This is a genomic window from Shewanella halifaxensis HAW-EB4 (assembly GCF_000019185.1).
GTDB lineage: Bacteria > Pseudomonadota > Gammaproteobacteria > Enterobacterales > Shewanellaceae > Shewanella > Shewanella halifaxensis.
Map to the genome: position 1 here is coordinate 4318369 of NC_010334.1, position 15543 is coordinate 4333911.

At 46.7% G+C, this 15543-nt stretch carries 13 protein-coding genes; 5 read left to right on the forward strand and 8 right to left on the reverse strand.

Annotation, left to right across the window (positions count from 1 at the left end):
* Positions 1 to 396 precede the first annotated feature (396 nt).
* The 3 genes from SHAL_RS18315 to SHAL_RS18325 form a co-directional block, all read right to left on the reverse strand.
* The gene (locus tag SHAL_RS18315; protein ID WP_012278604.1) at positions 397 to 1167 is read right to left on the reverse strand and encodes a phosphoadenylyl-sulfate reductase; all 771 of its coding nucleotides are present in this window, start codon (positions 1165 to 1167) and stop codon (positions 397 to 399) included.
* Complete coding sequence (cysI, locus tag SHAL_RS18320; RefSeq protein ID WP_012278605.1) at positions 1160 to 2857, reverse strand: assimilatory sulfite reductase (NADPH) hemoprotein subunit; 1698 nt, start codon at positions 2855 to 2857, stop codon at positions 1160 to 1162. Before cysI ends, SHAL_RS18315 begins: the two co-directional genes overlap by 8 nt.
* A gap of 83 nt (positions 2858 to 2940) precedes the next feature.
* On the reverse strand, positions 2941 to 4749 hold the full coding sequence (locus SHAL_RS18325; protein ID WP_012278606.1) for an assimilatory sulfite reductase (NADPH) flavoprotein subunit: 1809 nt from the start codon (positions 4747 to 4749) through the stop codon (positions 2941 to 2943).
* A gap of 345 nt (positions 4750 to 5094) precedes the next feature.
* On the opposite strand from SHAL_RS18325, the gene SHAL_RS18330 reads away from it, so the two are divergent.
* The 4 genes from SHAL_RS18330 (at position 5095) to SHAL_RS18345 (ending at position 9515) form a co-directional block, all read left to right on the forward strand.
* Complete coding sequence (locus SHAL_RS18330; RefSeq protein ID WP_041416571.1) at positions 5095 to 6282, forward strand: Re/Si-specific NAD(P)(+) transhydrogenase subunit alpha; 1188 nt, start codon at positions 5095 to 5097, stop codon at positions 6280 to 6282.
* Positions 6282 to 6557, forward strand: coding sequence for an NAD(P) transhydrogenase subunit alpha part 2 (locus SHAL_RS18335; protein ID WP_012278608.1), 276 nt, complete (start codon positions 6282 to 6284; stop codon positions 6555 to 6557). The genes SHAL_RS18330 and SHAL_RS18335 overlap by 1 nt, the downstream gene beginning before the upstream one ends.
* A 6-nt stretch (positions 6558 to 6563) precedes the next feature.
* Positions 6564 to 7946: an NAD(P)(+) transhydrogenase (Re/Si-specific) subunit beta gene (locus SHAL_RS18340; protein WP_012278609.1), complete on the forward strand. Its 1383-nt coding sequence runs from the start codon at positions 6564 to 6566 to the stop codon at positions 7944 to 7946.
* A 180-nt stretch (positions 7947 to 8126) separates the two neighbouring features.
* On the forward strand, positions 8127 to 9515 hold the full coding sequence (locus SHAL_RS18345) for a MipA/OmpV family protein (protein WP_012278610.1): 1389 nt from the start codon (positions 8127 to 8129) through the stop codon (positions 9513 to 9515).
* A 322-nt stretch (positions 9516 to 9837) separates the two neighbouring features.
* Here the strand turns inward: SHAL_RS18345 and SHAL_RS18350 are convergent, their stop codons facing one another.
* From SHAL_RS18350 to hldE, 3 genes are all read right to left on the reverse strand, one after another.
* Positions 9838 to 10314, reverse strand: coding sequence for a TetR family transcriptional regulator (locus tag SHAL_RS18350; RefSeq protein ID WP_012278611.1), 477 nt, complete (start codon positions 10312 to 10314; stop codon positions 9838 to 9840).
* 95 nt (positions 10315 to 10409) lie between these two features.
* Positions 10410 to 11300 (reverse strand): hypothetical protein, encoded by an 891-nt coding sequence (locus SHAL_RS18355; RefSeq protein WP_012278612.1) that lies wholly within the window; start codon positions 11298 to 11300, stop codon positions 10410 to 10412.
* 40 nt (positions 11301 to 11340) lie between these two features.
* On the reverse strand, positions 11341 to 12771 hold the full coding sequence (gene hldE / locus SHAL_RS18360) for a bifunctional D-glycero-beta-D-manno-heptose-7-phosphate kinase/D-glycero-beta-D-manno-heptose 1-phosphate adenylyltransferase HldE (RefSeq protein WP_012278613.1): 1431 nt from the start codon (positions 12769 to 12771) through the stop codon (positions 11341 to 11343).
* A gap of 100 nt (positions 12772 to 12871) precedes the next feature.
* Between hldE and SHAL_RS18365 the strand changes: the two genes are divergently transcribed.
* On the forward strand, positions 12872 to 13798 hold the full coding sequence (locus SHAL_RS18365; RefSeq protein ID WP_012278614.1) for an LpxL/LpxP family Kdo(2)-lipid IV(A) lauroyl/palmitoleoyl acyltransferase: 927 nt from the start codon (positions 12872 to 12874) through the stop codon (positions 13796 to 13798).
* Between the two features lie 398 nt (positions 13799 to 14196).
* Here SHAL_RS18365 and SHAL_RS18370 read toward each other — a convergent pair whose 3' ends face one another.
* The gene (locus SHAL_RS18370) at positions 14197 to 14724 is read right to left on the reverse strand and encodes an RNA polymerase sigma factor (RefSeq protein ID WP_012278615.1); all 528 of its coding nucleotides are present in this window, start codon (positions 14722 to 14724) and stop codon (positions 14197 to 14199) included.
* 122 nt (positions 14725 to 14846) lie between these two features.
* Positions 14847 to 15290, reverse strand: a complete 444-nt coding sequence (locus tag SHAL_RS18375) for a DUF6789 family protein (protein ID WP_041416574.1) — start codon at positions 15288 to 15290, stop codon at positions 14847 to 14849.
* Positions 15291 to 15543 lie beyond the last annotated feature (253 nt).

The window sequence follows — 15543 nt, forward strand, 5'->3', positions numbered from 1 at the left end:
TCTGGTTACTGACAGCTCTGCCTGCAATATTTAGCTGATTTAGATGCCTAACATTCAAGCCTAACATTCAAGCCTAACATTCAAGCCTAACATTCAAGCCTGACATCCAATCAGTGGAAGACTAAATCTTGCGTGACCCAGTTAGGCCGACACAGAACAGTTCCCTAAAACCATCTACGGGAATCTAAAACTATAGCCCAAAAAAATAGCTGTGCATAACGCTGTGAGTAAAAATGTACAAAAATAAACAAAGTTTAATACTAAAGAACTAAACCCCTTTAGTAACACCAGCTTACAAAAAATGGCATTTTGCATGCAACATTATAATCATGCGCCGCAAGTGGTACGATTGTGCCACTTAGCAACTCGATAACCTGAGCCATTCTAACTGCAAGATTAGATATCGTAGTGCAGACCACATTCACGCTTTAATCCATTAAAACGCGTCTCCTCTTCACTCATTCCCAGCTCTAGCGGCTTACTCGAATGGGTGTCGCCCACAGAGACATAACCTTGCTCCCATAATGGGTGGTAAGGCAGTTCAAACTCGGTTAAATACTCATGCACCTGTTTATTGTTCCAATCGATAATTGGCAGGATTTTGTAGCGCTGGCCGTGAATCGCCAAAATCGGCAGAGCCTCACGAGTACTCGATTGAGAACGCCTCAACCCGGCAAACCAAGTGCCAATCTCTTGCTCAGCCAAGGCTCGTTGCATAGGCTCAACTTTGTTGATCTGGTTATATTTATCCAAACCGTCTAGGTCTTGCTCCCACAACTTACCAAAGCGCGCCTCTTGCCACGCAGCGCTATAAGGCGATGCATACACCTTGAGATTAAGCGATAGCCTTGCGGTCAACTCATCGATAAATTGATAGGTTTCGCTAAAGAGGTAACCGGTATCGGTGAGCAGCACTGGGATATCCGCTTTTTCAGCGCTAACCATATGCAGCATTACCGCCGCTTGGATCCCAAAACTTGACGATAACCCATGATTACCCGGCAAGTAATTTAATCCCCAGCGCACCCGCTCAATCGGTGTCAGCTGAGCCAAAAACTCATTGACTCGCTTTAATTCTGCTTGCTGCTCTACTTTAGGCGCGCTCAATAACGCCTTGAGCGCAGTTGATGTAATCACCGGATCAGCAATATTATGAGTATCAACCATGAAAGTCCTTAGCCGCATCATTTACAGCCGCAACAACGCCGCTACGCACGGTGTAGTTACCAAACGTTTCACCCGCTTGGCGCTGTGAAGCATATTGTGCAAACAGGGTATCTAATTGGTCAAGGATCTCCGCTTCTTGGATATTTTCACGATATAATTTGTTCAGACGTGTACCTTCAAAACTGGCGCCCAAATAGAGGTTGTAACGACCAGGCGCTTTACCCACTAAACCAATTTCAGCCGCAAAGGGTCTAGCGCAGCCATTAGGGCAACCCGTCATACGAATAACGATGCCTTGGTCGAGGAAACCATGCTTTTGTTGCAGCGCCTCAACCTTAGTCAAAAAGTCGGGGAAATAACGCTCGGCTTCGGCCATCGCCAGTGCGCAAGTTGGCAATGCCACACAGGCAATAGAGTGGCCACGTGTTTCGGTGATAAGCTTGCCGAGTAAGCCATACTGTCTTGCTAAGCCTTCAATCTGCTCCTTGTCTGCACTCGCTACCCCAGCAATTATCATATTCTGGTTTGAGGTCATGCGAAAATCACCTCTGTGAATTTTTGCTATCTCTCTTAGGCCTGTTTGCAGCGGCTGACCCGGTAAGTCTTTAACACGGCCGCCTTCGATAAACAGGGTTAAGTGCCAATTATCATCGACGCCCTGCTTCCAGCCATAACGGTCACCGCGATCGCCAATCACCACATCACGTCTAGGCTCAAACTTAATGCCTGTGCGCGCCTCGATTTCAGCCTTAAAGGTCTCAAACCCATGCTTCACTATGGTGTACTTTAGGCGTGATAACTTACGGTTTTCACGATTACCCCAGTCACGCTGAATCGTCATCACCGCTTCGGCAAACTTTAAGGAATCTTCGGCCTTAATATAACCAAAGTCATCAGCCAAGCGTGGGAAGGTCGAGACTTCACCATGGGTCGAGCCCATGCCCCCACCCGCTACCATATTAAAGCCTACTAACTCATCACCTTCGGCAACGGCAATAAAGCCCAGATCGTTAGTGTAAACATCCACATCATTATCTGGCGGCACGGCAACCGCCATCTTAAATTTACGTGGCAGATAGGTTTGACCGTAAACCGGCTCCACCTCTTCCCCCTCAGTGGTCACAAGCTTCTCGTTATCGAGCCAGATCTCGGCGTAAGCCTTGGTATGTGGCAACATGTTATCCGATAGCTGTTTTGCATAAGCATAAGCTTGTTGATGCAGCTTAGACTCAACGGGGTTTGGGTTACACATCACGTTGCGGTTTACATCACCACATGCAGCGATAGAGTCCAACGCTTCTCTGTCGAGATCTTGAATGATCGTCTTCAGGTTACGCTTGGGAATACCATGATACTGAAACGTTTGACGCGTCGTTAAACGGATACTGTTTGCGCTTGTCAGGTTCGAGGCAATTTTATCGACCGCTAACCACTGCTCTGGCGAACATACGCCACCCGCCACACGAGCACGCAACATAAAGCTATATAGAGGCTCTAGTTTTTGCTCTTTTCGCTCGTTACGCAGGTCGCGATCGTCTTGCTGGTAAAAACCATGGAACTTGATCAACTGTTGATCGCCTTCACTAAATGCACCGGTGACTGCGGTATTCAAACCCTGTTGGATCGTACCGCGCAGGTAATCACTGTCGGTTTTTAGGTATTCATTTACTGCTAACTTTTGCTCACTCATGGCAAGGTACTCTCTTCAAATTCTTTTCTGCTCTCGCGCCAGTTAAACCCTAGCGTCGCTGATCATTGCTTTGCTTGTTTAAATCAGTAGACATCTTTTTGGTAACGCTTAGCCGCTCTTAACTCTTCTAGGTACTCGGCCGCTTGCTGTTCAGTTTTATTACCGTATTTAACGACCACATCTAGCAGCGCTTGGTGCACATCTTTGGCCATACGCTCGGCGTCACCACAGAGATAAAAATGTGCGCCAGACTCTAACCACTGCCACAACGCCTCACCCTGCTCGACGATCTTGTGCTGCACATAAATCTTATGCTGTTGGTCGCGAGAAAAGGCCAAATCGATTCGAGATAACTCACCAGATTGCAGGTATTGCTGCCACTCAGTTTGATAGAGGAAATCTTGCTCGAAATGGGGATTACCAAAGAACAACCAAGTCTTACCTTCTACCCCTTGCGCTGCACGTTCTTGCATAAAGGCTCTAAAAGGGGCCACACCGGTACCGGGGCCGACCATGATCACTGACGTGTCTGGGTTTTCAGGTAAACGGAAGTGATGATTAGGCTCTACGTACACCTGCACTTCTTGCCCCTCTTCGGCACTTGCGAGGAATTGAGATGCCCCACCAAAGCGAGTGACGCCGTCACGTTCATCTTCAACCAGTGCCACGGTCAAGTGCACTTCAGACTCCACTTCAGCCTGACTCGAGGCGATAGAGTAAAGTCTTGGAGTAATACTGCGCAGTAGGCCGACAAACTGCTCGGCGGTCACAGACGCTGGGTATCGACGCACTAAGTCAGCCACTTGGTTGTTATTCACATACTCACGGGTTAAGGCTTTATCGGCGCTGATTGCTTGTAACTCACCGCTTTTGCTTAGCTCTGCCCATCCAGTCACTAAACCCGGATAAAGTTGCGTCAGCTCTTTGTTATTTGTCAGTGCATCACGCAAAGTTAATGTTTCTTTACCGATAGTCACTTGCGCATCACCATTAAGCGCTAATGTTTCAAGCAGCTCAGTCACTAGAGCTTGTGAGTTAGTAAACCACACACCTAAGGCGTCACCCGCTTGATATTGAATACCCGATTCACCCAGCTCAATTTCAACATGGCGAATATCTCTATCAGAATCTCTCCCCGTCAGCTTTTGACTCACGAGTAGCTCTGCGGTGTAAGGCTTTTGTTTGCTAAAACTTGAAGTCACAGCCTGAGTGCTGGCGATTGAAACTACGCTTGCGCTGCTGCTCTGTACTAACGGTTTAACCGCTTCTAGGACATCCGCTTGCCACTGCAGTGATTGCTCTTCGTAATCAACATCACACTCAACCAATGGCGCAATGGCCGTCGCGCCTAATGCGTTAAGACGAGACTCGAAATCTTTACCCGTTTGACAGAAAAACTCATAACTCGAATCCCCCAGTGCCAACACAGAGTAATTTAGGTTATCCAGTTTAGGGGCGCGCTTAGAGCTTAAAAATTTATGCAGCTCGATGGCATCATCAGGGGCTTCACCTTCACCATGGGTACTGACCACTAATAGCAATAAGCTCTCTTGCTTAAGCTGACGTGTCTTATACTCCCCCATAGACACTAAGTTGACCGCATAGCCTTGTGCCTGTGCTTTTTCGGCAAGCTCAGAAGCAATGCCACGACCATTACCCGTTTGGCTGCCGTAAAGTATGCTGATAGTTTGCTCGCTACCCGGTTGCGAACTAGCTTCAGAACTCCCCCCGACTTGTGGCGCACCCGCCACGCCTTGCTCAGATGCTGCAGCAAGATAGCCACTCACCCAAGCAAGTTGCACGGCACTCAGCTCTGCAGTGAGCTGCTTTAACTTATCCACTTGGCCAGCAGATAGCGGCGAAGCGAGTGATGAAAGCTCTTTTAACAACATGGAAACGGCCCTGTATCAGTGTAATGTCAGCAAGCTTATCCCCTCCTGGAAAAAGAAAAAAAGAATAAAAGATAATTTTTAATTCGATTTTGGAATATACAAAGTTCAGAAATTAAGCTACAAAAGTAATAGGTAGTTCAAACAAACCATTTTTAACAGGCGCTTTAAGTGCAAACTTCCATTGAAAAGTGTGCTGCAGCGCAAACTTTTAAGTCTAATAAGTCCTGAAAATTGGATATTGAAAAATATGCGCTTGTGTCTAAATGTAGAGCCGCCACAATAAGCACCCTAAAAAATAAATGACATCTGTTCCTACGAATGTCCTCAACTGAGAGGTTTACCTTTGTGAAGCTAGGTCTACCCAAAGAAAGTCACGCAGGTGAAAGTCGCGTTGCGATTATTCCTGCCAATGTGGCTCGACTACTTAAAAATAATCTACAAGTTCTTGTTGAAAGTGGCGCTGGTAATAATGCTGGTTTTACTGATGAAGATTATATCCAAGCAGGTGCATCGATTGTGTCTCGTGAACAAGTCTTAACGGATGCCGACATCATCACCGTTGTTAACGCTAAAGATGAGCAACTTGCAGAGTTAAAAGCGATTATCAAACCACAGCAAATTGTGATTGGCATGATGGATCCGTTAGCGCATCCAGAAAATGCCCAAGCGATCGCAGAAACGGGGGCAACCGCAATTGCACTTGAGCTTGTGCCACGAATTACTCGCGCACAGAGCATGGATATCTTGTCGTCAATGGCAACTATCGCGGGCTATAAAGCCGTGCTTCTCGCCGCATATAAAGCGCCGCGTTTGTTCCCTATGATGATGACGGCAGCAGGCACTTTAAAGCCTGCTCGTGCCTTTATCATGGGCGTGGGTGTTGCAGGCCTTCAAGCTTGCGCCACCGCAAAACGCTTAGGGGCTGTGGTTGAGGCTTATGATATTCGCCCAGCCGCTCGCGAGCAGATCATCTCGGTAGGCGCTAAGCCTGTTGAGCTTGATCTTGAAGCCGAAAACACCGAAACCAAAGGGGGCTACGCAGCAGAGCAATCTGATGACTTCCTTAAGCGTCAGCAACAAGCGATGGCCAACGTACTTGCCCAGCAAGATATCGTTATCACTACCGCTGCGATCCCTGGTCGAAAAGCGCCAACTCTCATCACCAAAGAGATGGTCGATGGTATGAAGAGAGGCACCATTATTGTCGATCTTGCCGCCGAGACTGGCGGTAACTGTGAGCTAACAGAACTTGATAAAGAGGTGGTTTACAAAGGTGTGACCATTCTTGGGCCATCAAATGTACCTGGCTCGGCAGCAAATCATGCCAGCCAGATGTACGGCACTAACATTGAAAACTTGCTTAAGTTACTTGTCAGCAAAGAGGGTGAGCTTAATCTCGACTTTGAAGATGAGATCATCAAAGACACCGTGGTTGCCTACCAAGGCGAAGTGGCCAGTTCGCGTTTACGCGAGCTTTTAGGCTTACCTGAATTGGTAGCAACCACAAGCGAATCTGCACCGGAGGCTAAATAATGGAAATTTTATTGTTACTAACCCTATTTGTGGTCGCGGTATTCTTGGGCGTTGAGATGATCACTAAGGTTCCGCCCACCTTACATACGCCATTAATGTCGGGTTCTAATGCGATCTCGGGGATCTCGTTAGTCGGCGCATTACTGTCAGCGGGTTCTGGCGGTGGGATCTTAGTTAACGTATTAGGCTTTATTGCCGTCGTACTTGCCACTATCAACGTTGTGGGCGGTTACATGGTAACCAACCGCATGTTAGCGATGTTTAAAAGGAAATAAGCCACTATGAGTACGACGATTATTTACCTCGCCTACTTGGTAGCTTCATGCTTATTCATCTTAGGTATTAAAGGTCTAACGAGACCACGTACAGCCGTTAGAGGAAACCAACTTTCTGCACTCGGTATGTTTATTGCTGTAGTGGTCACCTTGTTTGACCAAAGCATTTTAAGCTACGAGTGGATTATTGCCGGTGTGTTACTGGGTGGCACGATTGGTGCGGTTATGGCGACCAAGATCCAAGTGACCTCAATGCCACAGATGGTGGCGATGCTCAATGGTTTTGGTGGCGGCGCGTCACTGTTCATTGCCCTAGCTAACTTTATTGATCCACAATCGGCGACCCATACCGTAGCACTCGTTTCTATTGCAGCGACAGTGATAATTGGTGCGGTCACATTATCGGGGTCATTTGTTGCATTCGCCAAACTGCAGGAGCTTATCTCGGGTAACCCAATCAAGGTACCGGGTAACAAGGTGCTTAACGCACTCTTGCTTATCAGTGCCATTGGTCTTGCTATCGCTATCGTGATGGACCCAAGCAACACTAACCTGATCTACGCCTTAGTTGCCGTATCACTGGTGTTAGGTTTGCTGCTGGTCGTGCCTATCGGTGGCGCAGACATGCCTGTGGTTATTGCCCTACTTAACTCATATTCAGGTATTGCGGCGGCAACCACAGGGTTTATCACCGGCAATACCGTACTGATTATATCGGGTTCTTTAGTGGGTGCATCGGGTATTATTCTGACGCAAATCATGTGTAAGGCGATGAACCGCTCACTGTTTAACGTGCTATTTGGTGTGATGGCCGAAGGCGGCGAAACCATTGATGCTGATGAAGTTTATGCTGGTAAAGTCACCTCCTCTTCACCAGAAGAGGTCGCCATGCTACTAGAAACCGCCGAGCGCGTAGTGATTGTTCCGGGTTATGGTTTAGCCATGGCGCAGGCACAGCACGCCGTGCGTGAGTTAGCTTCTATCATGGAAGCGCGTGGCACACAGGTACTTTATGCGATTCACCCTGTTGCGGGTCGTATGCCGGGTCACATGAACGTGTTACTGGCTGAGGCCGAAGTGCCTTACGAGCAGTTGATTGAGATGGATGAGATCAATCCACAGTTTGAACAAACTGATGTGGCTATCGTTATCGGCGCCAATGACGTAACCAACCCGATGGCACGTGAAGATAAGGGCAGCCCAATCTACGGCATGCCTATTCTAAACGTTGATAAAGCTAAAACCGTGGTTGTGGTTAAGCGCTCACTCAGCCCTGGCTTTGCAGGCTTACCTAATCCACTGTTTGCCATGGATAACACTTTGATGTTGTTTGGTGATGGTAAGAAAGCCATTGTTGAACTGACCCAAAGCTTAAAAGAAGCCGATTAAGGCTAAGCTTTAACTGCTCTACATCTAAAAGGTCGCTAATGCGGCCTTTCTTTTTACTCAACTTATTTTTACTCAACAAGAGTATTAAGCTCTATTTAACCCATCCATGTTAAAACTATGTAATTCATGGTTAAAAACCAGTACTCTAGATCCCAATACCCGCGCTAAAAGAAAAAGAATATGACTCTCAAGATACTGACACCACTGTCTCTTAGCCTACTCCTTCTCGCCCTAATGACTACTGTGCAGGCCGCCGACAGTAGCGAATCTGAGACTAAGATGCCTCCACCTCCAGTTCAGCTTAATGAAGAGGCTATCGAAGAACCCATCGCCCAGTGGAGCGATAACTGGGGGATCGGTATTGGTATGCGCCGCGGCGATATTCCTTATGCTACGGAAGAGGATGAGGTATACGACACCCTGCCTCTAATCTATTTTGAGAATGATTATTTCTATATCAATGGTATGGAAGCGGCGGGCCATATCTGGAAAAACGATAATCATCAGGTCAACCTCTACACTCGTTTTCGTTTTGTCGACATCCCCAAGGAGTTACAAAACGAATCACAGTCGCAAGCCTTTGACTTTGGTCTGCAGTACCGCTTCGTTAAAGATGAGTGGGATTTCGACTTAGCCTTTTTATCCGACTCAAACAAACGCAGTTACGGCTACAGCCGCACTCAATACACCTGGGAGTCCAGTGACTGGAAGGTCAAACCCTACGCCGAATTCCAATGGAAAAGTGCCGACTTTAATGACTACTACTATGGCTTAGGCCAATATGAAGTTGGTGGTGGTGTGAGTTTCAATGCCGGCGTCAAAGCGCGCTACCATGTGATTAGTAACTTATACCTGCTCGGCCAATTTGGCGTTGGCCGCCTTGAAGATGATGTTTATGATCTGCCAACCATTAATAATCGCTTTCAGTATGAGTCATTCTTTGGCTTCGGTTTCTTCCCAGAGCCCAATAGCAAAAAATACTCGGCGCAACCTGCGCCAACTAAGCGCAAAGAGGGCAGCGAATACCTGCGTATCGCCCACGGTTGGGCAACACCATCGAACCTTAATGCCATCTTGAAATGGCAGACTAAGACCGACCCTTACAACAACCAGATGACCTCAGCATTTTACGGTACACAGCTGACCGATAGCTTGTTTAACCTGCCTATCGACCTGTACCTGACTCCGGGCCTAGTTTGGCACCATAGTTCAGAGGTACAAAATAATCTTGCCGAGGCAGTGATTGCAGTTAAGGCTTTCTACACCTTCGAGCTGGGCCCACGCTTTAGACTCGGTGTGGCAGAAGGTCTGTCCTATGTTAGTAGCGTGACCCATATTGAGGGAAGCGAGCTGGATCAAAAAGACTATAAGCCCTCGAAGTTACTTAACTACTTAGACTTCTCGCTCGACGTCAATGTAGGAGATGTTTTTAACTCGGCCAAGATGGACAACATGTGGTTTGGTTATAGCATCCACCATAGATCGGGGATCTTCGAGTCGAGCTCTGCCTTCGGCCGTATTAGCGGTGGCAGTAACTATCAGAGTGTTTACCTACAGTGGCACTTCTAATATTAAGTTAATGTTGATTATAAAAAGCTGCTATTACGATAATGCCGTTCACTTAAGGAAGTGACCCAAAGAAAAATTGCTAACCTCGAAAGATAAGAATGGACCACGAAGGACACGAAGAGCACGAAGAAAAGCCACCCCGAACTTTTTCTTTTCTTCGTGCCCTCGGTGTAGCAAACGAAGTGAGCGCTTCGTGATTTATCGCTTTTAAAGCAAAGAACCCTGCTTATGCAGGGTTCTTAGTTTTTGTTTATTAATCAAGTTTGAGCCTAACTTACCGGCATTGCTGCTATTGCGGCCTTTCCTTGATAGTGACGAATTATTAGCGATTAACCTCATTGGGCTGGCCAAATAGCGCTAATGCGCTCTGTCCAACTAGAGCATTCACCAATAAACGTCCCTGCTCGCCGAGCTCACTCAGCGCTTTGTCACTGGCTAAGCTAATGGCTTTATAACGCTCTACATCCACTTGATTAGAACCACAGATAGAGAAGAACAATCTTATTATCGCCCTAAAATAGGGTATTTTTAGGGCGTTTTTCCAAGATGTTTGCAACGACTGAATACAGGAGAAATCTAAACGCTCGATAAACAGGTTAGCAATGCGTGAGTCTAGCTGTTTCAGAAAGTCGATTTTATGGGGGAAATGATGGCTTATCCCTGTGCGGCTAATGCCTGTTGCCTCAGACAGCGTTGAATAAGACATGGCATCATAACCCAGATCCAAAATCTGCTTCATCGCCTCATCAAGGATCTGCTGTACGGTTTGCTTAGTTTGGATTTTTGAACGTTTTGCCATAAGAGCACTTCACTGAAATCGACATGGGCTTACTCTAGCAAAAGCATTTCATGAATTCCTAAATCAATAAGTTCTGTTCAGCTGTCGTTCAGTTCTCACTCAGCCGTCATCTGCTGCGAGCTAAGCCAGTCAGTGGCTTCACTTTGTCCCATCACCTCAACCAGCGTTGGCTTTAAATATTCGCCCAACTTAGGTTTGCGCCAATACATATAGCTTGGCAAAGGTTGTACCGTTCCCGCCCCGAAAGTACGCTGAATAAGGCTTGAAAACTCATTAAGCGTATCGGTGTCATGCAGCTGTAATTTAGGGGAAACATCAGCCCAAAACTGATGAAAATGGGAAAATTGCTGCAACTGCTCGACCGAATAGCGCTCAAGTACCTGCGCTAACACGGGGACCGACCAGTGAGACATAAACTCGCTGTCTGCCATCACGGCTAGATTACGCCGATGGTACTGCTGCCAAGCCAGTTCAAAGCTTTGAGTCTCACGCGCAATACGCCAAACTAAATACAAGTCCGCCAACCACTCGTGCTGATAGGGGCTGGTGATCGTTTGCCCCGGACGGCTTAACGCGTCAATGGCATACAGATGGCCAAGCTCGTGCCAGTAAGTCAACAGCGCCTGCTGTTTAAGCGGCAAAGCGAAATGACCTACGCCCCAGTTAATCGTCTGCTGGTTAGGCAACGAGCGAAAATCGGTGATCACTAAGCCGGCAATATCAGCATGGCGTAGAGGCAGCACCATAGCACCCCGCTGACCGAGCAGGTACTCTAAGTCGTTGAGCCGAGTAGGAAGTTGATTACGCGCAGATGGAGGAAGCTGTGCAGCGCAGGCTTCCAGCTGATGTAGCTCGCAAACAAGGGCTTGTTTAGGGCCGATATCGGTCCATAAAAAGCCACTTGTCATGTCTGCCGCTACCATATGTGTAGCTAAAATTGCAGTTGCAGAAGTCGTTGCAACCGTCGCGGCGAGCGAGCTTATCATTTGGGGTTATCGTCACTAACTATCGACTAATCATCAATGGTTACTGATTAGCCATGATATTTTGGATAATCGCCGTGGTTGAGATGCCATCTTCAAAGCCTAACACTTTGACCTGACCACCTGCAGCCATCACCTCTGCGCCACCAGCAATATCTTCCACCTTATAATCGCCACCTTTAACCAGTAAGTCAGGTAGTAAGCGCGAGATGATGCGTTGCGGTGTATCTTCAGTGAAGGGTACCACCCAATCCACAGATGCAAGCGCGGCAAGTACTGTCATACGTCTATCTTCGGTGTTAACAGGGCGTCCTTCACCTTTAAGGCGCTTAACCGAAGCGTCAGTGTTAACCGCTACAATTAAGCGATCGCCTAAGGCGCGAGCCTGTTGCAGGTAACTCACATGGCCAGCATGCAAGATATCAAAACAGCCATTGGTCATCACCACACGTTCACCGCGAAGCTTTGCCTGCTCAAGAGCATAGGCAAGTTGATCTTCACTGACCGCGCCAAAACCTGTCTCACCATGGCTTAAAGATAACGCTTCGATAAGCTCGAGTCGGGTCACTGTCGATGTGCCAAGCTTAGCCACAACAATGCCCGCCGCCGTGTTCGCAATAGCACAGGCTTGTGGCAAGTCACTACCCGCAGCAATCGCGGTAGCCAATGCTGAAATCACCGTATCACCCGCACCAGTGACATCAAAAACTTCACGAGCCACGGTAGGAATATGTAGCTCAGGTTGATCGCGAGTAATTAAGGTCATGCCTTTTTCAGAGCGAGTCACTAGCATGGCAGTAAAGTCATAAGCTTCTAACAAGCCTTGCGCCTTAGCCACTAAGTCAGCTTCCGACTCAACCTTGCCGACGACCACTTCAAACTCACTCATATTTGGCGTCAGCAGGTAAGCGCCGCGATACTTTGAAAAGTCGCTGCCCTTAGGATCGACTAACACTTTTACGCCTTTAGCGTTAGCCGCTTGGATAAAGCTTTGTGGAGAAATAATTGCGCCTTTAGCGTAATCAGATAACACTGCCACGTCGACCTTATCTAGCTCAGGTAGCGTTTTAGCAAGCAGCGCCTCACTCTCAGCTTGGGTATAACTTTCTTCAAAGTCTAAACGCAGTAACTGCTGGTTACGTGACATCACACGTAGCTTAGTGATGGTCGGCTTACCCGCCACTTTATGCCAGTTAGGCTCAACCCCAAGGGTTTGAATACCCAAGGTCAGCGCATCAGCGGTTTCATCTTCACCGACAATACCCGCAAGGCTTGCACTGCCACCTAAAGTCGCAATATTGATCGCCACGTTCGCCGCGCCGCCGGGTCTATCCTCAAGTTGCTCAACCTTTACGACAGGTACAGGCGCTTCTGGTGAGATCCGCGCTGTAGGCCCCGCCCAATAGCGATCTAACATCACGTCACCGACAACGAGAACTTTGGCTTTTTCAAATGCTGGCAGAGAAATCTTCATAACGCCTATATCTTTCACAAAATTTAATTCTGATTGTACCTAATTTTAATCACTTTTGAGTTAGAATAATGAGTAAATTTTCAATGCATTCGAGTATTACGTGGTCGAAAAAGCTCAATTTACATCTCACCTTTATCATCCCAAGTATTGGCTCATATGGTTAGGCGTGGGCTTTATGCGTTTAACCCAGCTATTACCACTTCGAATTCAGATGAAGATGGGCGCTGCAATTGGCCGTCTCGGGATGAAATTGGTTGCTAGTCGAGTGAAGACCGCAAGACGCAACCTTGAGCTCTGTTTTCCCGATATGACTGAGAGTGAAATACAGCATCTACTGACGCAAAACTTCGAGCAAACCGGTAAAGCCATCTTCGATACCGCCAATGCTTGGTGGTGGTCTGATGAAAAAATTCAGCAGCACATGACCATTAAGGGCAAAGAGTATGTTGAGCAGACATTAGCGAGTGGTCAGGGGGTGATTCTATTTGCCGTGCATTGCCTGCCGCTAGAGATGGGCGCTCGAATTTTCGGTCAGTTCCAGCCCGGTGTTGGTGTCTACCGTCCCCACAACAACCCTGTGATGGAGTACCTGCAGGTTAAAGGTCGTCTACGTTCGAATAAGGCCTTAGTGCCCAAGCGCGACCTACGCCAGATGGTACGTAGTCTGCGAGAGCCCAATGTTATCTGGTATACCGCCGACCAAGACTTTGGCCGCTCAAGCGCTATTTTCATTCCCTTCTTCAATGTTGCCGAAGCCGCTACAATTACCGGCGCCACCACCTTAGCAAGGCTTGGTAAAGCCAAAGTGTTACCTTTCTTCGTCGAGAGAAATAGTGATGACACCGGCTACAATATTGAAATTCAGCCGCCGCTAGAAAATTTTCCCGGCGAGAATGAGATTGAAGATGCTAAGCGCGGTAATAAGATTATCGAAGAGATTATTAGCCGCAATAAGTCACAGTATATGTGGTTACATAGACGGTTTAAGACACGGCCGAATAAGGGTGATGCTTCGTTGTATAAATAGGTTCTAGGTTCTAGCAAAGCTAAAGGTATCAAGCTGCGCCGTGACGAAGTTGTTGATCCTCATTTATTTTCAAAAATCGCTATCGCCTCTGAATCGCCATCTGATAGTTAGGAAGTCAGAATGTCTTTAAGTGCATGGATGCACTAGAAAGACCATGGCTCACCTAAGGCAACCTCGGCATCCATGCCTCGCTCACGACTTTCTATTTACAAGAGCTCTTCAATGATCTCGGCAACTTCGATGGGAAAGAATGTTTTCTGTAAAAAAATATATCCTTTCAGCTTTTGGTTATGGCTAAAGAGACAATCCTTTTCTAACAGATAGGAATAGCTGTACAGCCTTAGTCTTATGGACAAATGTCATCCTTAACCCCTTTTATTGCGAACAAGCTAGGCTATTTAGTCTGGTGCAATCATATATTCACGGACTAGCTCACGTGCGCGATGCAAGCGACTTTTGACCGCCCCCGTCGGCTCATTTAATCGTGTTGCCATTTCAGTAATTGTTAACTCCTCAAAATCTCTGAGCAATACCACTTCAAGATAATGGATTGGCAATGATTCAAATGCCTTTATAAGTTCAACTCTTAACTCATGGTCAGAGCGACATAACAATAACTCCTCAGCGACTTCATCAGGTAAAGGTTCATGTTTGAACATTCTAGATGAGAGTTTTCGACATTCATGTTTAATCACGGTAAATAACCAAGAGGAAAAAGCTGCGGCGGCTTTAAGACCGCCAACTTTACGCGTGATAATTAGCAATGATTCTTGAACCGCATCATCAACATCACTAGCATGGCAATGCTTATAAGCATAACGACGAGCGTCTGGCTGACAAACGGCTAACAAACGAGTCAGAGCCTTGGTGTCTCCTGTTTGTGCGGCCATAATTAAATCATTTCGGTTGTTAGCAGCTACGCTCATAATTTACCCTATTGATGTCTATATCAATATATTAATTAAATATAATGTCATTCATCAGTGCTGCATTACAGCTTAAGTATTATCACTGTCCGACATTACTGATTTTAGTTTAATATCGCTTATTAGCCTTTACTGACTAAACGTCCATATACGTATCCCAACACCACACCCCAGACTAAGTGCATTCCAAGTGCCATCACTGGTGCCATCATTCCCAAATTAACTCCAAATAGGCCAGCACCTGACATAGGCATTGGCAGAATCATCATAAGAAACCACGCCAATACTGAAAACGCGACGCCTTTACTAATGGCACAACTACCTGGTAATACTTTAAACAGTAACGAAAATGTAAGCCCCCAGACAAAGGTGCCAATCATAAAATGAGCCATCCAGCCAACCACCATAGACTCTGGCAGACCCATTTTCATATGCGCCATATTACTAAGCATCATGATTGGGTTTAACTCAGGCATTAACCCCATTGCTTGCTTCATAAGCATCAAAAGTGACAATACGATGGTGGCGACAAATCCTGCGATCATTGAACTAATATATTTATTCATACTTTTATAACTCTGTTTATTTTTAGAATGTGGCATTGCTCCAACACCACGACATATTTATTAAGAGGCGCTGAAGCACGAAAACGGTTCGCAAGATTAAAAATAAACTTCAAATAAGTAGTTTTAGAATGGATTCAAGAAACGAGATAAAAATTAAACACAATACTTTCAATGAGTAATGTAAAACCAATATCAGATTAAATTTCTAAGATAGATAAACACAGGACCTCCCCTCTCTAAACTAACGGAAAAC

Bases quoted from the DNA above. Each gene is read 5' to 3' on its own strand.
- SHAL_RS18315 (WP_012278604.1), bottom strand. From the start codon at position 1,167: ATGGTTGATACTCATAATATTGCTGATCCGGTGATTACATCAACTGCG.
- cysI (WP_012278605.1), bottom strand. From the start codon at position 2,857: ATGAGTGAGCAAAAGTTAGCAGTAAATGAATACCTAAAAACCGACAGT.
- SHAL_RS18325 (WP_012278606.1), bottom strand. From the start codon at position 4,749: ATGTTGTTAAAAGAGCTTTCATCACTCGCTTCGCCGCTATCTGCTGGC.
- SHAL_RS18335 (WP_012278608.1), top strand. From the start codon at position 6,282: ATGGAAATTTTATTGTTACTAACCCTATTTGTGGTCGCGGTATTCTTG.
- SHAL_RS18340 (WP_012278609.1), top strand. From the start codon at position 6,564: ATGAGTACGACGATTATTTACCTCGCCTACTTGGTAGCTTCATGCTTA.
- SHAL_RS18345 (WP_012278610.1), top strand. From the start codon at position 8,127: ATGACTCTCAAGATACTGACACCACTGTCTCTTAGCCTACTCCTTCTC.
- SHAL_RS18350 (WP_012278611.1), bottom strand. From the start codon at position 10,314: ATGGCAAAACGTTCAAAAATCCAAACTAAGCAAACCGTACAGCAGATC.
- SHAL_RS18355 (WP_012278612.1), bottom strand. From the start codon at position 11,300: ATGATAAGCTCGCTCGCCGCGACGGTTGCAACGACTTCTGCAACTGCA.
- hldE (WP_012278613.1), bottom strand. From the start codon at position 12,771: ATGAAGATTTCTCTGCCAGCATTTGAAAAAGCCAAAGTTCTCGTTGTC.
- SHAL_RS18370 (WP_012278615.1), bottom strand. From the start codon at position 14,724: ATGAGCGTAGCTGCTAACAACCGAAATGATTTAATTATGGCCGCACAA.
- SHAL_RS18375 (WP_041416574.1), bottom strand. From the start codon at position 15,290: ATGAATAAATATATTAGTTCAATGATCGCAGGATTTGTCGCCACCATC.